The following is a 16,992-nucleotide window of genomic DNA, read 5'->3' as shown; positions in this document are numbered from 1 at the left end:
CCATGGACGCTGACGGCATTCACGGCCAGCTCGACACCCTGATCCTGGCGACCCTCCAACGCGGTGAGGCCCATGGCTACGCGATCATCGCGGCGCTCAAGGAGTCGAGCGGTGAGCAGCTCGACCTGCCCAGCGGCACGGTCTACCCGGCGCTGCGCCGCCTGGAGCGGGCCGGGTTCGTGGCCGGGAAGTGGACGCAGGCCTCCGGCCGCCGCCGCCGCGTCTACGCGATCACCGAGGCGGGTTCGGCGGCGCTCGCGAAGGGCCGCGCCGACTGGCTGGCGCTGCGCGAGGTCATGACCGCGGTCCTCGGCACATGAACGAGTACGTCGAGCAGGTCGCCGCGCCGCTGCGCGGGCCGCGGCGGCTGCGCGCCGACATGCTCGCCGAGCTCGGCGACGGCTTCGAGGAGGCGGTCGCCGAGCTGATGGACGCGGGCTTCGCGCGGGACCGGGCCGTCGCGGACGCCGCCGCCGAGTTCGGCCCGCCGCCGCTGGTCGCGGCCGAACTCCAGCGCGAACTCGCGGCCGCGCAGGCCCACCGGACCGCCTGGACCCTGCTGATCGCGTTGCCCGCGTTGACGATCATGTGGGACCTGTTCGGCGGCGAAGGCGACCCGGGCCTCGCCGTGACCCTGCTCGCGAGGCTCACCGACCTCGCGACGGCCGCCGCGTTCACCGTCGCCGCGCTCGTGGTCGCCCGGCGCCTGGAAGGGCGCGCCGTGCTGTGCGGCGCGGTCGGTCTGGCCCAGATCGCCGTGGCCCTGGGATGCGCGGCGCTGATCGCGGTCGTCGGCCCGCGCGGCGAGGGCGGTCCCGCGCCGCTGGCGTGGCTGGCGCTGCAGGCCGCCTCGATCGCGGCCTCGGTCTGGATCGCCGGCTCGGCGTTCCGGTCGGTCCGCGTCGGACGGGCCGCGACCTGAGGTTTTCCCCCACGCCGGCAACCCGGACCTCGGTCTTCGCGTAATAAGCGCGGCAGGCCAAGCCGATCCACCACGCCCGGCCGCCCGCCCCCTACCCGTCATCTGAAAGAGGCCCAGTGAAGACCAAGGAGCAGCAAGAGGCCGAGTTCCGATCCTTCGCCATCGCCCAGCGCGAGAGCCTGCGCCGGTACGCGTACCTGCTGTGCGGAGACTGGTACGAGGCCGACGACATCGTGCAGAAGGCGCTGACGAAGATGTTCGCGGCCTGGCGGCGAGTCGAACCGGGCGGCGCTCCGGCGTACGTCCGCAAGATCGTCACCAACGTCTACATCTCGCACCGCCGCCTGGGCTGGGTCCGCCGCGAGCGGTCCAGCGCCGACCTGCCGGTGCAGCGCCTCGAACGCCCGCAGGAGGCGGTCGACGTGCGGCTCGAAGTGGTCGCGGCGCTGAACCGGCTGCCCGCCAGGCAGCGCGCGACGCTCGTTCTTCGGTATTGGGAGCAACTGTCCGTCGATGAGACCGCGACCGCCATGGGCTGTTCGACCGGAACGGTGAAGAGCCAGTCCGCCAAGGGCCTGCGCAAGCTCAAGGACCTCCTCACCGATCCCGTCATCCCGGCCCGGGTCTAGCGGAAGGAAGCGAAGACTGATGAACCTGCAAGACGACGACCCAGGGGAAGTGTTCCGCAAGGCCATGCCCGAGGCGGAGCCCCCGCCGGCCCGGTTCGACCTCGACCGGATCGTGCGCGACGGGTACCGCGTCCGCCGCCGCCACCGCGCCGTGCTCGGCGGGGCGGCCGCCAGCGGCGTCGCGGCCGTCGCCGCGGTGCTCGCGCTGTCCGTGACCGGGATGCCGGGGACGCCGACCGGAGCCGCCGACGATCCGTCCACCGATGCCTCCACCCCGCCCGAAGCAGTCGTCGTCGAAGACCCGGCGATGGCCGGTTACCCGTACGCCGAGGAGTGGGGCACTGTCGCCGACGGCGACTGGGCGGGAGGGGTCTACCGCGAGAACGAGGAGGCCGCAGAGGTCAAGGCGGCGGCCACCGAGGCGTTCGGGCAGCTGCTGGCCGAGGCGGGCGTGTGGGACGACCCGGCCAACACCGCCCCGGAGGACGAGTGTTCGTGGATCCTCACCGAGGACGGCTCGCAGGAGGAGTTCGACGCCTGCATCATCGGACAGAGCGGCATGCCGGTCGGCGCGCATCAGAAGCCCGGCAACTACGGCCAGACCTTCCTGCGCAGCTTCAAGGGCGGCGAGTCCGAGGAGGAGGGGTTCGCGCTCCGCACCATCTTCGAGTTCGAAGTGGCCCTGCCCGGCGGCTGGACGGCCGAACCCGGTCCGATCACCGAACAGCTGTTCCCGCAGCACTTCATCAGCGACGGGCCGTACTTCACCGAAGAGGCGCCGGAGTTCACCACCGAGCAGCTGGACGCCGGCCGGACGCTGATGATCGCCGACCACGATTGCGCCGCCGAGCTGGCGATCGTCTACCCCAACGGCACGGGTCTTCGCGTCACCTGGAACAACTGCTCGGGCACGGACCACCCGCTCGATCTCGGCGGACTCGTGGACGCGGCGGCGTCGATGCCGGAGTTCGAGTTCGACACCTCGGAACTGCGGCCCGTCGAGGAGCTGAACGAAGTCCCGATGGGCTGGGTCTACGACGAGGACGACTGGGCGAACTCCGCTGAGGCGGAGGGCGACGCCGCGGAGACGTACGAGATCGCCCGCACGGTGCTCCGGGAGCACTATCCCGACGCGACGCTCGAGGAGGGCGGCGCGCTGTCGCTGGGCCAGATGGACCGCGGTGCGAACATGCAGCGCTCCTATTCGGCCTACGGCACGCTCCCGATCGAGACGACGATCGACAGCTCGGTCGGCGACGTCGCCTTCAACCTCCGGTACTACCTGCCCGGCGGGTGGATTCCGGGCTTCTCGGAGACGGGCACCTGGGACGGGCATCTGACGGTGTGCAAGGAGGGGTTCGTCTGCGACTCCTGGTCGGACGACGACGGCACCACATGGGCGTTCGAGGAGCACTCGGTGACCCACGAGCCGATGGCCGGGGAGGACTGGGAGGCGTTCACCGAGCACGAGATGTACGCCACCCGCTACTCCCCTGGAGGCTGGGCGGTCGGCGTCTGGCTGCAGTGGACCGACGACGCGCCGATCGACGCCGACATGGTCGGTGAACTGCTGCGGGCCATGCCCGCGCCGGTGTACGACGAGGAGGACGTCCCGACGATCCCGGCCGGCTGACGCGGCCGTCGGTAGACGACAAGAGGCGCGGGTCCGAACGGACCCGCGCCTCCCCCCGTCGTGCGGCCTGTTCCAGACCGGTCTAACGCAGGACCTGCCAGTCGCGGGAGCCGAGGTACTCCGGACGCGGCTTCTCGGCCGCGAACGGCTCCTCCAGCGCGTTCTCGACGCTGTTGAACACGATGAACAGGTTCGAGCGCGGGAACGGCGTGATGTTCCCGTTCGAGCCGTGCATGCAGTTCGAGTCGAACCAGATCGCCGAGCCCGCGGGGCCGGTGAACTGGTGGATGCCGTGCTTGTCGGCGAGCATCCGCAGCGACCCGTGGTCGGGCGTGCCGACCTCCTGCTTCACCAGCGAGGCCTTGTGGTTGTCCTCGGGCGTCGCGCCCACGCACGAGACGAACGTCTGGTGCGAGCCGGGCATGATCATCAGCGAGCCGTTGTAGTGGTAGTTCTCGGTCAGCGCGAAGGAGAGGCTGACCGCGCGCATGCGCGGCATCCCGTCCTCCGCGTGCCAGGTCTCGAAGTCCGAGTGCCACTCGAAGGGCGCGCCGCCGAAACCGGGCTTGTAGTTGACGCGGCTCTGGTGGACGTAGACCTCCGAGCCCAGGATCTGGCGGGCGACGCCGACGATCCGCTCGTCGCGGATGAGCTCCGAGAAGAACGACGAGAGGCGGTGGACGTCGAAGACCGACCGCACCTCGTCGGTGGACCGCTCCCGGATCACGCGCTCGTCGCCGACGAGCGAGGGATCGGTCAGCAGATGGTTGAGCTCGGTCTGGGCGTCGGCGAGCTCGCCGGGCTCCAGCAGCTGCTCGACGGCGGTGAACCCGTCCATCTCGTGGGACTGGAGCTGCGTCTCGGTGAGCGGCCCGTCCTCGGGACGCCCCCAGACGGCCGGGTCCTCGGTGCGGTAGATCAGGCGCGGCTCCTTGAAGCGGCGCGTCGGATAGTAATCGATGGTGGGGGTGTCGTTGGAAGGCATGGAAGTTCGCTCCTCACTGCGCCGCGAGCGGCGCGTTCGTCCGCTAGGCGTCGTCTTCGGTCAGGAGGGGGTAGACGCCGTCGGCGTCGTGCACTTCGCGGCCGGTGACCGGCGGGTTGAACACGCACACGCAGCGCAGGTCCTCCTCGACCACGAGGGTGTGCTTCTCGCCCCCGTTGAGGAGGTACATGGTCCCCGGGGCGAGCGGGTGGACCTCGCCGGTCTCGTGGTCGTGGAGCTTCCCCGACCCCTCGATGACGTACACCGCCTCGGTGTGGTTGGCGTACTGCATGGTCGTGGACGTACCGGCGAAGAGGACGGTGTCGTGGAGCGAGAAGCCGACCTTGTCCTTGGCCAGGAGCAGGCGGCGGGACCGCCAGGTGCCCTGGGCCTTGTCGCGGTCGTGGCCCTCGACGTCGTACTCGGTGCCGACGAGGTCTTGGAGGCGTTTGACGATCATGCCTGCTCCTTCGCGGACACTTCCTTGGCGACCGTGGCGACGGCCTCGCGGAGGATGTCGACGCCCTCCTCGAAGTCGGACCGCGGCGTGTTGAGCGGCGGCAGGAACTTCACGACCTCGTCCGCCCCGCCGGAGGTCTCCATGAGCAGGCCGTTCGCGAAGGCCTCCTGGCAGACCAGTCCCGCGTGCTCGGGCTCGTCGAAGACCAGGCCCCGGGCCAGGCCGCGGCCGCGGGTGGTGATCACGAGCTCGGGGTGGGACTCGGCGATGCCGCGGAGCCGGCCGTCGAGCCAGTCCGCGTTGGCGTCGACCTGCGCGGTGAAGTCGTCGGTGCGCCAGAACGTCTCCAGCGCGGCGGTCGCGGTCACGAACGCCGGCGCGAAGCCGCGGAAGGTCCCGTTGTGCTCGCCGGGCTCCCACACGTCCAGGTGCGACTTCATCAGGGTGAGCGCGAACGGCAGGCCCATGCCGGACAGGGACTTCGAGATCGTCACGATATCCGGGGTGATCCCGGCTCGCTCGAACGAGAAGAACGGGCCGGTGCGGCCGCAGCCCATCTGGATGTCGTCGACGATGAACAGCAGCTCGTGCTCGCGGCAGACCGCCTCGAGCCCGCGCAGCCACTCGTCGCTGGCGACGTTGATGCCGCCTTCGCCCTGCACGGTCTCCACGATCACCGCGGCGGGCCGGTCGAGGCCCGAGCCGGGGTCTTCGAGGAGGCTGCGCAGCCACAGGAAGTCGGGCGTGCGCCCGTCCATGTAGTTGTCGTAGGGCATCGTCGCGGCGTTGTTGAGCGGGACGCCCGCCCCGCCGCGCTTCATCGAGTTGCCGGTGACCGCGAGGGCCCCGAGCGTCATGCCGTGGAACCCGTTCGTGAAGGACACGATGGTCTCGCGGCCGGTGTACTTGCGGGCGAGCTTGAGCGCGGCCTCGACGGCGTTGTTGCCGGCCGGTCCGGGGAACTGGACCTTGTAGTCGAGGTTCCTGGGCGCGAGTACGACGTCGCGGAAGGTCTCCAGGAATCGGCGCTTCGCGACCGAGTAGGTGTCGAGGGTGTGGACGACGTTGTCCTCGGCGAGGTAGCCCATGAGGGCCTCTTTGAGCACGGGGTGGTTGTGCCCGTAGTTGAGCGATCCGGCCCCGGCGAAGAAGTCGATGTACGACTTCCCCTGCTCGTCGTTGATGCGACTGCCCTTGGCGGTGGTGAACACCGTGGGCCAGTTGCGGCAGTATGAACGGACTTCTGATTCGACCTGTTCGAAAACCTGCATGAGTCTCTCTGGGTCGGCCTGATTGGGCGGTTCTCCGCTTCCCGACTGGGCAGTCGGGCGCATACCCGGGCCGGCACTCGTCGGTGCCCGGGTAGGGCGGGGCTCAGTCCGGTTCCGGGCCGCGCGCATCGCCCTGCTCGGCAGGGCGGTGCGGTCGTGGCTCGAAGGACCCGGAGAACGGACCGGTGTCGCCCTCGGCCCGCTCCGGGAGCGGTCCGATGCGGTGCAGCACCTCGGGTCCGTGGTCGGAGCCGAGCTCGTGCTCGGAGAACAGCACGTCGCGCGTCAAGTCCGCGCCGTTCGCCTTCGCGAACGACGAGAACAGGTGCATCGACGCTTTGTTGTCAGGGGTCACGGTCGATTCGACGACGCGGACCCCCTCGGAACGCAGTGACCCGACCAGGTGGTCGAGCATGCGCGATGCCAGTCCGCGGCGGCGGAAGTCCGGGCCGACGGCCACCTGCCACACGAAGAGCGTGTCGGGTGCGTCCGGGCGCCGGTAACCGGTGATGAAACCCGCCAGGCGTTCGCCTGAGCGGGCCACCACGGTCGTCGCCGCGAAGTCGCGACACCACAGCAGGTAGGCGTACCTGCTGTTGACGTCGAGACCGCCCGCTTCGATGGCGAGCTCCCACATGAGCGGCCCGTCTTGGGGGGCCGGATGGCTCAGGTCGAACGCCCCCGCAGAGGGGTCGTCCGATCCTCTGACCTGGGTGCTCGGCCCCAGCGGGCCGGCGGCACTTGCGTCACCGGATGGCATGCGGTCGACCGTAGCAGACATACCGGCGATTGTTAAGGCCATGAGAACGTTATTGTGAAGTTCTCGTTGAATATTCAGTACTCGATCGCCTCCGCGACGTGCCCCTGCGGATCGAGGCGGTCGAGCCCCGCCCGCTCGGTGACCGCCCGGCGCAGCGCCAGCTCGGGGTCGACCCCGGCGTTCCGCGCGGCGGCCACGGCGGCCAGCAGGAAATCGCCGACCTCGTCGGCCTCGAACTTGACTCCGGCGGGGAGTTCGGGCAGGTCCAGGGGTTCGCCCTGGTCGTGGAAGCGCTCGATGACCTTGGCCGCCAGCGAGAGCGACGGCAGCTGCCGGGAGACGCCGTCGGCCGGGTGGTCGCGGTGCGGCTTCTCGGCGGCCTTGGCCTCGTTCCAGTGCTGGTAGAGGTCGTCCGGGTCGGCGTCGCCCCACACGTGCGGGTGTCGGCGGACGATCTTCTCGACCAGGTCCCCCGCGACGTCGTCGATGTCGAAGTCCTCGGCGAGCGAGGCGTGCAGGAGCGGCTGGAACAGCAGGTCGCCGAGCTCCTCGCGCAGCTCGTCGGCGTCGTCGCGGCCGATCGCGTCGAGGACCTCGTAGGACTCCTCGAGCAGGTACGGGCCGAGGGTCCGGTGCGTCTGCTCGCGGTGCCACGGGCAGCCGTCCTCGGCGTGGAGGCGCGCGACGGCCTCGACCAGGTCGAGGAGGCGGGCGCCGGGCGGATCCCACGAGCCGTAGACGACCTCCAGCTCGATCTCGCCGCCGGCGACGAACTCGGCGAGGGCCTCGCGCAGCTCCTCGTCGCCGTCCTCGCCGACGATCCAGACGCCGCCGGTCTCGATGAACTCGGCGGCGTCCTCGACCAGCTCGACGTCGATGCCGGCGTCGCGCACGGCCTCGACGGCGGGCGACTCGAAGAACGCCGCGACGGCCTCAGCCTCGTGCAGGGCGTCCCAGGCCTCGACGGTGAGCAGCCCGGCGGGGATGCGCGGCGAGGTCAGGAGCCAGGTGATGGTGCTCAACGCTGCGGGATCTCCACTTCGAACACTCCGACGAGCGGGCTGATGTCCAGTTCGCCATAGCGGGGGTTCAGGGAGATGTCGTACTCCTCGACGTATTCGTTGAGGTCGTCGGCGAAGCCCGCCATCTGCGCGCCCTGGACTTCGGCCCACTGCCAGACGACGTCGGTGAGGATGCCGGGGTCGCTCTGGACGGCCATGCCGAACTCCTGGAACTGCGCCTGGGTGAGGTTCTGGCCGACGGCCCATTCCTGAACGATGCGCTGGAGCAGGTTCTCATCGCCTTCGATGGCGGTGTTCAGCGCTTCGAGCTCGTCCTTGGTCATTGCCCGCGGCTCGGCCCGCTGGGAGAGGGTCTCGTGGTACTCGACGGCTTCGAGGTAGAGGGCCTCGTATTCGTCCGCGGCGCCGCCCGTCTGCGGCGCGGGCAGCCCGATCTCGCGGCCCAGCTCGGCGAAGAGCACGATGAGCGCGGCCTGCTGGCGGTTGTCGGCGTAGCTGATGTCAGCCATCGTGGCGCCCTGTTCGAGGTAGGAGGCCACCGTCCCGTCGACGTACCCGTCGATGGTGGACTCGGTGACGCGCTCGTCGCCGACGAACAGGGCCGCGCCCTGCTCGCTCCCGCAAGCCCCCAACGCGAGGAGCCCGACGGCCGCCACTCCGACCAGCCTGAGTCTGCGCACAGCACTTCCCTTCCAATCGACTGCCCCTGTGACCTTAGCCTCACCGAAGACGCTCCCACAAACCCCCCACCCCGCCCGGCTCGAGCGGCTTGTCCGGATCCCGGCAAGAGGGTTCGCGAGGCGAGTTCGCTTCGCCGCATGCCGCTGGCATGCCGAGCGAGAAGGACCAGTCGTTCCTCGCAAAGAACTGGAGCCACCTGCTCCTCGTCCTCGCGATCGCCTGCCGGGCCGCTCGCGACATCGGACCGGGCACAGCGCTCATCGCCTTCGCGCCGACCGGGACGCGGCTCGGGTGGCGTTGCCGTCGTTGGGGCCGTTCAGGATCGGCGGCGTCTTCGACGGATGGGTCGGCGTCGTCTTCGGCGTTGGTCCATTTCGTAGCGGACGTACCACGGGGTCCAGCCGCCTTGGTTGAACCATTGCCTTCCGGCGCGGGAGAGCAGGCCGCCGAGCACGCACAGCGCGACCGTGAGCCATATCGGAGCGACCACGACGGCGAGGACTTCGCCGTAGGTCCGCGCCACGCCGCCGATGCCGATCACCGTGTTGGCCGGGACGACGACGAAGGCCGCGACCCGGGCCCATCGCAGACCGAAGCCGAGGTCGAGGACCAGGATGATGTACGGGACGGTGAGCACCACGACGGCCGGGAGGACGATCTCGATCGGGTAGCTCGATCCGATGTCGACGTCCGACAGGACCGGGGCGTCGGTGTTCTCGCGTTTGAGCCAGTTGAAGAGCCGCGGGACGGCGCCGATGCTGACGCTGACCACCATGAAGTACTGGAACACCATCATGACCTGCGCCAGGTCCACGGAATGCGGCTTGTCGTACAGCGCTTCCGGATCGGGGGAGGTTGGCATGTTCACGGTCGCTCCAAGACATGGGGCCTCCAGACTACGGCCGCAACGCCACGAGGGAAAGCGGGCGGGAGGGCGGCTCGACCGCGGGGGTGTCCAGGGGTGGACGGGGTCTCGGCTAGTACGGCAGGTCGAAGAGGGTGACGAGGGCGCGGTTGATGCGGTCCAGGGTGTGGCCGGAGAGCATGCAGGCGGAGTCGGCGAGGCTGCCGAGGCTGGCTTGGCCGAGTTCGGCGATGTGGACGAAGCCGCCGACGGGGTCCTGATCGCCGCAGGGCACCGACACCGGTGCGGGCCTTCGGCCCAGCGGCGCGACGAGCACGCGGCCCGTGTGGGGGTCGGCGTTGAACCGGTTGTCCGACAGCACGACCACTCGCCTGCCGGTGGGGGTGTGCATGTAGACCTCGCCGCGCTTGGGCGGCCGTTGTGCTGACATAGATCCTCTACTCCTCGCCGTCCCCGGTCCACAACTCGGCGGACTCGCGTTCGGTGGCTTCCACCCAGTCCTGGTTCTCGAGTGCCGCCGACTCGTTCCATGCGCGCAGTTCCGCGGCGAGCGCGGCCCGGCGCGCCTCGCGGGCGAGCCAGGTGGCAGGCTTGCTGCCCTCCGCGGCGGCGACGGCGGCGATGACCTGCCAGTCGTGTTCGTCGAAGCGGACGGTGATCGCTCGTTTCGGCATGGCGACGGGACCTGCTTTCATGAGGCGAGAGCGCACGGCATCGCTCAAAGATGCGCCGTGAGATTCTTTGAGGATGGCATGCGGCGGTCCCTGCGCCTACGCCTTCCGCCTCGGGCCCGAATATGTTATCTTCTCGTTATATTGCACGTGCATATGCATGTGAAGCTCTTGTATGCGTTGGAGTTTACCCTTCGGTCGCCGACTCCCGGGTCCCACGATCCGGTCTGTCGGGAACTCGACTCGAGGCGTTCGTTTGGCGGCCCTTGGCGCTCGGCCTTTCGCGTCGTCGCCTGCCGCGGTGGGGGTCTTGGGACCCGTCCGAGGACTTGACGGGGCCGTGCAGTCCGGGACACTGGGTTGCAGGGTCTCGGAGGGAGTCGGCTCATGCGGTTCGCGGGTCATCGGGTGGTGGTCACCGGGGCCGGGCGCGGGTTCGGGCGCAGTCTCGCCATCGAGCTCGCCCGGGACGGGGCCGAGCTGTTCCTGTCAGCGCGGCGGTTCGCCGCGGCCGAGGACGTCGCCGAGGAGGTGCGGCACGTCGGCGGCCGGGCCCACGCGTTCGAGTGCGACCTCGCCGACGCCGAGTCGGTGCGGGACTTCGTCGACGCCGTCGGCGAGGTCCGGGACACCGTGGACGTGCTCGTCAACAACGGCGCGCCGTATCTGGACGCCGGCGGGTTCCTCGAAGCCTCCGACGAGGAGGTCGCTGAGACGATCGCCGCCGGGGCCGCCGGGACCGTCCTGGCCACCAAGGCGTTCCTGCCGCTGCTGCTGCGCAGCGAGCGGCCGGACATCGTGACCCTGGTGTCGGGGTGCGGGGAGTACGGGAACCACCGGTCGACGGCGCACGAAGCGTTCTACGCGGCCAAGGCCGCCCAGGCCGGGTTCACCGAGGTCCTGTCGAAGCGGCTGCGGCCCCGAGGCGTCCGGGTCATGTCGCTGTACCCGCCCGACTTCGACAACCCCGATCCGCTCAGCGACGAGTGGGACGCCGAGCGAAACGCGGGCGACGCGCTGTCGGCCCGGTCGCTCGTGGAGACGGTCCGGTTCGCGATCGGGCAGCCCCGCGACTGCTTCATCAAGTCGTTCTACTTCGAGCAGGCCTGAGCGGCCGCGGGCGCCGCCGGTCGGAGCGTCCTCCTCGCCCGCGGCGACACCGGCGCGCTCCCTCCGGGCGGCCGCAGCCGGGGTCGACGGCCATGCAGGCGAGGCGGGCCGCTCCGGGAGGGAGGGCCCGCTCGCCCGGTCCGGCCGCCGTCGCGGCCGGTCTCCTTATGCCGCTTCGGGGATGACGTCCGTGATCAGGTCCGCGCACCACTGCAGGAGCGCGAGGCCTTCCAGGGGCTTCCCGCCGATCTTCGACGTGGTCGGGCGCGGGACGCTGATGAGCCCTGCCGCCTCCTTGTAGTGCGCGTCCGGATAATGGCGGCCCAGACGCATCTGCTTCGAATCCGGAAGATCCACAGTGGAGAAACGAAGGTTCTTGCCCTGCAAGGCGACGTCCGTGAGACCGTGGCGACGCGCGAGCAGGCGGAACCGGGCCAGATGGAACAGCGTCTGCACCTGGTCGGGCGCGGGCCCGTACCGGTCCTCCATCTCCTCACGCACCTCTTCGAGCTCGGCCTCGCTGTGGACCTCGGAGATCTTGCGGTACATCTCCAGCCGCAGCCGCTCGACCTCCACATAGTCGAACGGGATGTTCGCGTCCAGCGGCAGGTCCACCTTCACCGGGGCCGGCGGCTCCTCACCGCCGCCCTTGAACGAGGTCACCGCCTCCCCGACCATGCGCAGGTAGAGGTCGAAGCCCACGTCGGCGATGTGCCCCGACTGCTCCGCCCCCAGCAGGTTGCCCGCGCCGCGGATCTCCAGGTCCTTCATCGCCACGTACATGCCCGCGCCGAGCTCCGAGTGCTGCGCGATCGTCGCCAGCCGCTCGTGCGCCGTGTCCGAGAGCGTCTGCTCCGGCGGGTACAGGAAGTACGCGTACGCGCGCTCGCGGCTGCGGCCCACGCGGCCCCGGATCTGGTGCAGCTGCGAGAGCCCCAGCAGGTCCGCGCGCTCCACGATGAGCGTGTTCGCGTTCGGGATGTCGATGCCGGACTCGATGATCGTGGTCGAGACGAGCACGTCGTACTCGCCCTCCCAGAAACCCTGCATGATCTGCTCCAGCTGGGTCTCGGTCATCTTGCCGTGGGCGACCGCCACGCGGGCCTCGGGGACGAGCTCGCGCAACTTCGTCGCGGCCCGGTCGATGGACTCGACCCGGTTGTGCAGGTAGAACACCTGGCCGTCGCGCAGCAGCTCGCGGTGGATCGCCGCGGCCACCTGCTTCGCCTCCCAACCGCCCACATAGGTCAGCACCGGGTGGCGCTGCTCGGGCGGCGTGGCGATCGTCGACATCTCCCGGATGCCCGTCACCGCCATCTCGAGGGTCCGCGGGATCGGCGTCGCCGACATGGTCAGGACGTCGACGGCCGTGCGCAGCGCCTTCAGCTTCTCCTTGTGCTCCACGCCGAACCGCTGCTCTTCGTCCACGATGATCAGCCCGAGGTCCTTGAAGCGCGTCTCGGCCTGGAGAAGCCGGTGGGTGCCCACGAGGATGTCGATCTCCCCCGCCGCGATGCCCCGCTGGATCTCCGCGGCCTCGCGAGCCGACTGGAACCGCGAGAGCTGCTTGATCTTCACCGGGAACTGCCCCATGCGCTCCACGAACGTGCCGTAATGCTGACTCGCCAGCAGCGTCGTCGGCACGAGGACGGCGACCTGCTTGCCGTCCTGCACCGCCTTGAACGCGGCCCGGACGGCGACCTCGGTCTTGCCGTAGCCGACGTCGCCCATGACCAGGCGGTCCATCGGGACGCGGGCCTCCATGTCGGCCTTGGTGTCCATGATGGCCGACATCTGGTCGGGAGTCTCGATGTACGGGAACGCGTCCTCCAGCTCGCGCTGCCACGGCGTGTCCGGGCTGAACGCGTGCCCCTGGGCCGCTTGACGGGCCGCGTACAGCTGGATGAGCTCGGCGGCGATCTCGCGGACGGCCTTGCGGGCGCGGCGCTTCGTCTTCTGCCAGTCGGTGCCGCCCAGCTTGTGCAGGCTCGGCTGCTCGCCGCCGACGTAGCGGGTGAGCTGGTCCAGCGCGTCCGTGGGGACGAACAGGCGGTCGCCGGGCTGGCCGCGCTTCGAGGCGGCGTACTCGATCACGAGGTACTCGCGCTCGGCCCCGCCGATCGAGCGGCGCACCATCTCGACGTACTTGCCGACGCCGTGCGAGTCGTGCACCACGTAGTCGCCCGGGGAGAGCTCGAGCGGGTTGACCGCGCCGCGGCGCTTGGTGGCCTTGCCCTTCCGGGGCTTCTGGGCCGCGAGGGCCTTGCCGCCGGCGATGTCCGCGGCGGTGACGACGACGAGCCCGGAGGCGTCGTCGATGAAACCGAGGCTGAGCGTGCCGGTGCAGGCGACCACCTCGCCTTTCGGGAACGCCCCGGGCGCGGCGTCGAGGTGGGCGCCGACGCCTTCGGCGCGCAGCTGCTCGGCGGCGCGCTCGGCCCCGCCGAGGGCCGGGTAGACCACCGCGACGGCGCGGCCTTCGCGCGTCCAACCCTGCATGTCCGCGACGAGCTGGGCCGTGTTGCCGTGGTAGCGCGGCGTCTCGGTGATCCCGAGGTCCACGGTGATCGAGTCGTCCGAGACACCGCCCGAGGTCGGCGACTCCCCCGTGATGGCCGCGAGTTCGGCGGCGACGGGATCCGATTCGGGGACCGCCGCGAACGGCGAGATCGTCCACCAGCGCTGCCCCGCGGCGAGCGCGGTGGTGCGGGCCTCGGCGAGGTCGGTGAAGGTGCCGGCGCCGAGGTCCACGGGCGCTTGGGCCCCGGCCGCGGCGGCGGCCCAAGAGGCCTCGAGGAACTCGTTCGAGGTGGCGACGAGGTCGAGGGCGCGGGAGCGGATGCGCTCGGGGTCGATCGCGACGATGAGGGCGTCCCCGGGCAGGACCTCTTGGAACAGCTGCAGCTCATCGGGTCCCGAGAGGGCCGGGAGCAGGGACTCCATGCCTTCGACGGGGATGCCTTGGGCGAGTTTGGCGCACATGTCGGCCAGGCCGGGGTAGTCCTCGCCGAGGGCGGCGGCCCGTTCGCGCACGTCCTCGGTGAGGAGCAGCTCGCGGCAGGCGACGGCGCGCAGCTCGGGGGCCTCGTCGAGGGAGCGCTGGTCGGCGACGGAGAACTCGCGGATGGAGTCGACCTCGTCGCCGAAGAACTCCAGGCGCAGGGGGTGCTCGGCGGTGGGCGGGAAGACGTCCAGGATGCCGCCGCGCACGGCGAACTCGCCCCGCTTCTCCACGAGGTCGACGCGTTCGTAGGCGAGGTCGACCAGGTGGGCGGCCAGGTCGGTGAGGTCGGTCTCGTCGCCGCGGCGCAGCTGCACGGGTTCGCGCGCGCCGAGGCCTTTGAGCTGGGGCTGAAGGGCGCCTCGGACGGGGGTGACGATGACGCGGGGGACGTCGCCGGCGTGGAGGCGGTGGAGCAGTTCGAGGCGGGCGCCGACGGTGTCCGAACGCGGCGAGAGGCGCTCGTGCGGGAGGGTCTCCCAGGCCGGGTAGAGCGCGATGTCCGCTTCGGGGATGAACGAGGCCAGGGACTCGACGAGCTCCTCGGCCTCACGGGAGGTCGCGGTGACGGCGAGCACGGGCCCGGAGGCGTGCGCGGCGGCCTGGGCGAGGGCGAGAGGGCGCGCGCCGGGCACGGCGACGACGTCCACCGGCCGGTCGGACGAGGACGCGAGTTCGGCGAGGCGCGCGAGTTTCGGCGACTTCGCCTCGGCCAGCAGCAGACTGGCGAGTTTCGGAACGGATCGGTCTTGGGACATTCGCGGGCTCCCTGCGCGGTGTTCCGGTCACGGGTGTGCTTCGAGCACGACAAGTGGCCGGAATCCGGCCCGATGGGGCCGGTTCCGGCAACCGGTCGAGTCTACCTCGCGTGACTTCGCTCGATTTACCGCTCGCAGGCTTCGACGAGCGTGTTCACCGACTGCTCGGAGGCGGTCGCCGAGACCGATCGGCGGGGCTCGGCCGCGTCCGTCGCGGGCCTATTCGGCCGCGCCCTTGCCGCTGCTGCTCTGCTCGAAGATGAGGTTCTGGACCTCGGGCAGGTTCCAGAACATGCCGATGACGACGAGGACGGTGAGGATCGGCAGGAGGATGCGGTTCTCCTCCTTGCCGCCCGCGCGGAGGGCGATCGCGTTGGGCAGGCCGATGTCGTTCCAGCGGCGGCCCTTGATCGGGATCGGGAAGAACAGCGGCGAGCCCATCTTCGTGATCATGTCGCCGAGGATGTGGATGAAGCAGCCGATCCCCATGGCGAGGCCGAGGATCCAGTATTGGCGCGTGTCGGGCAGGAGCCGGTACATGCCGTACGAGGCGGCCAGCGCGACGGCGGTGGTGACGACCCAGCCCTTCTTCGCGACGGTCTCGGCGAGCAGGCCGCGCACCGCCAGACCGGTGAGCACGAACAGGATCGCGATGACCGCCGGTTTCCCGAACTGGGCGGCCAGGGCCCCGGTGCCGACGCCGACGAGCCCGGCGTGGACGGCGGTGTGGGTGAAGGTGCGGTGCCCGTTCTTCCGTTTCTTGTCCTGCTTGGACTTCGTGAGCAGGTAGAACCAGTAGCAGAGGCGCTCGACCACTTCGGCCACGAGGAGCGACGCGACACCGAAGGACCGGGCCACAGTGGATCCGCCCTTGTTCTCGGTGACCTTGCCGGCGCAGTCGATGTCGGGGTAGAGGGCGGCTCCGGCGCAGGCGATGGTGCCGACGACGAGTTCGGCGGAGGACTGGTCGATGCCGAACCATATGTCGGCGGCGGCCGAGCCTGCCAGCCACAGGGCGGCGCCGGACATGGCGTGGGTCGGGCCCATGACCATAGCGGGGACTCCTTCAAGGGCGGTGTTGCTGCGGGCGCAGTGGGAGGATTGGAGAGACTATCCCACACGGGCACGACACCCGGGGTCCCAGGCGTGGCGAAACATCAGTCCCGCAACATCATTCGCGTACCGCTCCGATCACGGCCCCTACCCGGTCCTGCCGCTCGCGCTATGGTCTAGGGGTGTTCGACTCCTCGCAGCTCGCCGCTTATCTGAAGCGCATCGGGATCAGCGCTCCGAGGCGCCCGACGCTGCACGCGCTGCGCCGGGTCCACCGCGCCCACGTCGCCGCGATGCCGTACGAGAACCTGGACATCCAGCTGGGCAGGCCGATCCGGCTCGAGGCGGACGCGCTGTTCGCGAAGTTCGTCACGGGCGGACGCGGCGGCTACTGCTACGAGCACAACGGGGTCCTCGCGCACGCGCTGGAGGCGATGGGCTTCGACGTGCGCCGCGTCCTCGGCGGGGTCGCGCGCGAGACCGAGGGCGACGGGAACTGGTGGAACCACATGCCGCTGGTGGTGCGGTTCCCGGCTGGTGAGGAATACCTGGCCGACGCCGGGATCGGGACGGGCTTCCGCGATCCGCTGCCGATCCGCAACGGCAGCTACCGGGTGGGGGCCTTCAACTTCGGGATGTGGAACCTTGAGGACGGCGTGTGGCGCTGTTCGATCGACCCGCGGGTCACGAACTTGACGTTCGACTTCGAGCTGGAGGAACGGCAGGTCGGCGAGTTCGCGGCGAAGTGCGAGGAGCTGTCGACGTCGCCGGAGTCGCCGTTCGTGAAGACGCTGACCGTGCAGAGTCCCCGCGAGAGCGACATGTGGGGGCTGCGGGCGCGGACGCTGACCGTGTACGACCCGGCGCTGCCCGACGGGAAGACCGTCACCGTGGTCGCCGACCGGTCCGCATTCGCGGACCTGCTGCGGGGGCCCTTCAACCTCACGCTGGCCGACGCCGAAGTCGAAGCCCTGTGGGCGAAAGCGGTGGAGCAGCACGAGCGGAAGCTCGCCGAGGAGAAGTCGGACCAGAGCGCCGCACCGGCGTCGCGGTAACGCGGGGCGTCTCCGCCCAGCCCGGAGAGACGCGGACGGCGATGGCCTCCGAGAGGTCGCAGTCTGATCGGCCGGCTCGGCGCTCAGTGCCCTTCCACGGTGTGGTTCCGGTGCCC

17 protein-coding genes are annotated in these 16,992 nt (G+C 70.2%); 6 read left to right on the top strand and 11 right to left on the bottom strand.

Features of this window, described 5'->3' with window-relative positions; translation table 11 throughout:
- The first annotated feature begins 2 nt into the window (after positions 1–2).
- The 4 genes from K3N28_RS20695 to K3N28_RS20680 all read left to right on the top strand — a co-directional run bounded on the left by K3N28_RS20695 (position 3) and on the right by K3N28_RS20680 (position 3,184).
- Positions 3–320 carry a PadR family transcriptional regulator gene (locus tag K3N28_RS20695; protein ID WP_228094665.1) on the top strand — a complete coding sequence of 106 codons (318 nt, stop codon included), beginning with the start codon at positions 3–5 and terminating at the stop codon, positions 318–320.
- Entirely contained in the window at positions 317–922 is a 606-nt protein-coding gene (locus K3N28_RS20690; protein WP_228094664.1) for a permease prefix domain 1-containing protein, read from the top strand. Before K3N28_RS20695 ends, K3N28_RS20690 begins: the two co-directional genes overlap by 4 nt.
- 116 nt (positions 923–1,038) lie before the next feature.
- Positions 1,039–1,551 carry a SigE family RNA polymerase sigma factor gene (locus K3N28_RS20685; RefSeq protein ID WP_228094663.1) on the top strand — a complete coding sequence of 171 codons (513 nt, stop codon included), beginning with the start codon at positions 1,039–1,041 and terminating at the stop codon, positions 1,549–1,551.
- Positions 1,552–1,570: 19 nt separating this feature from the next.
- Positions 1,571–3,184 (top strand): hypothetical protein, encoded by a 1,614-nt coding sequence (locus K3N28_RS20680; RefSeq protein WP_228094662.1) that lies wholly within the window; start codon positions 1,571–1,573, stop codon positions 3,182–3,184.
- A gap of 82 nt (positions 3,185–3,266) precedes the next feature.
- Here the strand turns inward: K3N28_RS20680 and thpD are convergent, their stop codons facing one another.
- From thpD to K3N28_RS20635, 9 genes are all read right to left on the bottom strand, one after another.
- Positions 3,267–4,169 (bottom strand): ectoine hydroxylase, encoded by a 903-nt coding sequence (gene thpD / locus K3N28_RS20675; protein WP_228094661.1) that lies wholly within the window; start codon positions 4,167–4,169, stop codon positions 3,267–3,269.
- 43 nt (positions 4,170–4,212) lie between these two features.
- Positions 4,213–4,629, bottom strand: a complete 417-nt coding sequence (locus K3N28_RS20670) for an ectoine synthase (protein WP_228094660.1) — start codon at positions 4,627–4,629, stop codon at positions 4,213–4,215.
- On the bottom strand, positions 4,626–5,900 hold the full coding sequence (gene ectB, locus K3N28_RS20665) for a diaminobutyrate--2-oxoglutarate transaminase (protein ID WP_228094659.1): 1,275 nt from the start codon (positions 5,898–5,900) through the stop codon (positions 4,626–4,628). The genes K3N28_RS20670 and ectB overlap by 4 nt, the downstream gene beginning before the upstream one ends.
- A gap of 103 nt (positions 5,901–6,003) precedes the next feature.
- Entirely contained in the window at positions 6,004–6,660 is a 657-nt protein-coding gene (gene ectA / locus K3N28_RS20660) for a diaminobutyrate acetyltransferase (RefSeq protein WP_228094658.1), read from the bottom strand.
- Positions 6,661–6,734: 74 nt separating this feature from the next.
- A complete protein-coding gene (locus tag K3N28_RS20655; protein ID WP_228094657.1) occupies positions 6,735–7,682 on the bottom strand; it encodes a MazG family protein in 948 nt (315 codons plus the stop codon).
- On the bottom strand, positions 7,679–8,362 hold the full coding sequence (locus tag K3N28_RS20650; protein WP_228094656.1) for a hypothetical protein: 684 nt from the start codon (positions 8,360–8,362) through the stop codon (positions 7,679–7,681). Before K3N28_RS20650 ends, K3N28_RS20655 begins: the two co-directional genes overlap by 4 nt.
- A 317-nt stretch (positions 8,363–8,679) precedes the next feature.
- Positions 8,680–9,231 carry a hypothetical protein gene (locus tag K3N28_RS20645; RefSeq protein ID WP_228094655.1) on the bottom strand — a complete coding sequence of 184 codons (552 nt, stop codon included), beginning with the start codon at positions 9,229–9,231 and terminating at the stop codon, positions 8,680–8,682.
- A gap of 109 nt (positions 9,232–9,340) precedes the next feature.
- Positions 9,341–9,658: a type II toxin-antitoxin system PemK/MazF family toxin gene (locus tag K3N28_RS20640; protein ID WP_228094654.1), complete on the bottom strand. Its 318-nt coding sequence runs from the start codon at positions 9,656–9,658 to the stop codon at positions 9,341–9,343.
- Positions 9,659–9,665: 7 nt separating this feature from the next.
- A complete protein-coding gene (locus K3N28_RS20635; protein WP_228094653.1) occupies positions 9,666–9,923 on the bottom strand; it encodes a hypothetical protein in 258 nt (85 codons plus the stop codon).
- 363 nt (positions 9,924–10,286) lie between these two features.
- Here K3N28_RS20635 and K3N28_RS20630 point away from each other — a divergent pair, with 363 nt between their 5' ends.
- Positions 10,287–11,009 carry an SDR family oxidoreductase gene (locus tag K3N28_RS20630; RefSeq protein WP_228094652.1) on the top strand — a complete coding sequence of 241 codons (723 nt, stop codon included), beginning with the start codon at positions 10,287–10,289 and terminating at the stop codon, positions 11,007–11,009.
- A gap of 165 nt (positions 11,010–11,174) precedes the next feature.
- On the opposite strand, the gene mfd is transcribed toward K3N28_RS20630, so the two are convergent.
- Both mfd and K3N28_RS20620 read right to left on the bottom strand, forming a co-directional pair.
- Positions 11,175–14,768: a transcription-repair coupling factor gene (gene mfd / locus K3N28_RS20625; RefSeq protein ID WP_228094651.1), complete on the bottom strand. Its 3,594-nt coding sequence runs from the start codon at positions 14,766–14,768 to the stop codon at positions 11,175–11,177.
- 219 nt (positions 14,769–14,987) lie between these two features.
- Positions 14,988–15,821, bottom strand: a complete 834-nt coding sequence (locus K3N28_RS20620; RefSeq protein ID WP_228094650.1) for a metal-dependent hydrolase — start codon at positions 15,819–15,821, stop codon at positions 14,988–14,990.
- A 182-nt stretch (positions 15,822–16,003) separates the two neighbouring features.
- On the opposite strand from K3N28_RS20620, the gene K3N28_RS20615 reads away from it, so the two are divergent.
- A complete protein-coding gene (locus K3N28_RS20615; RefSeq protein ID WP_228094649.1) occupies positions 16,004–16,876 on the top strand; it encodes an arylamine N-acetyltransferase in 873 nt (290 codons plus the stop codon).
- Positions 16,877–16,992: the final 116 nt, after the last annotated feature.

The sequence above is a fragment of the Glycomyces sp. TRM65418 genome, assembly GCF_019710475.1.
GTDB lineage: Bacteria > Actinomycetota > Actinomycetes > Mycobacteriales > Micromonosporaceae > Glycomyces.
Note: the sequence above shows the minus strand (reverse complement) of the source record. Positions and strands in the feature narration are given on the sequence as shown.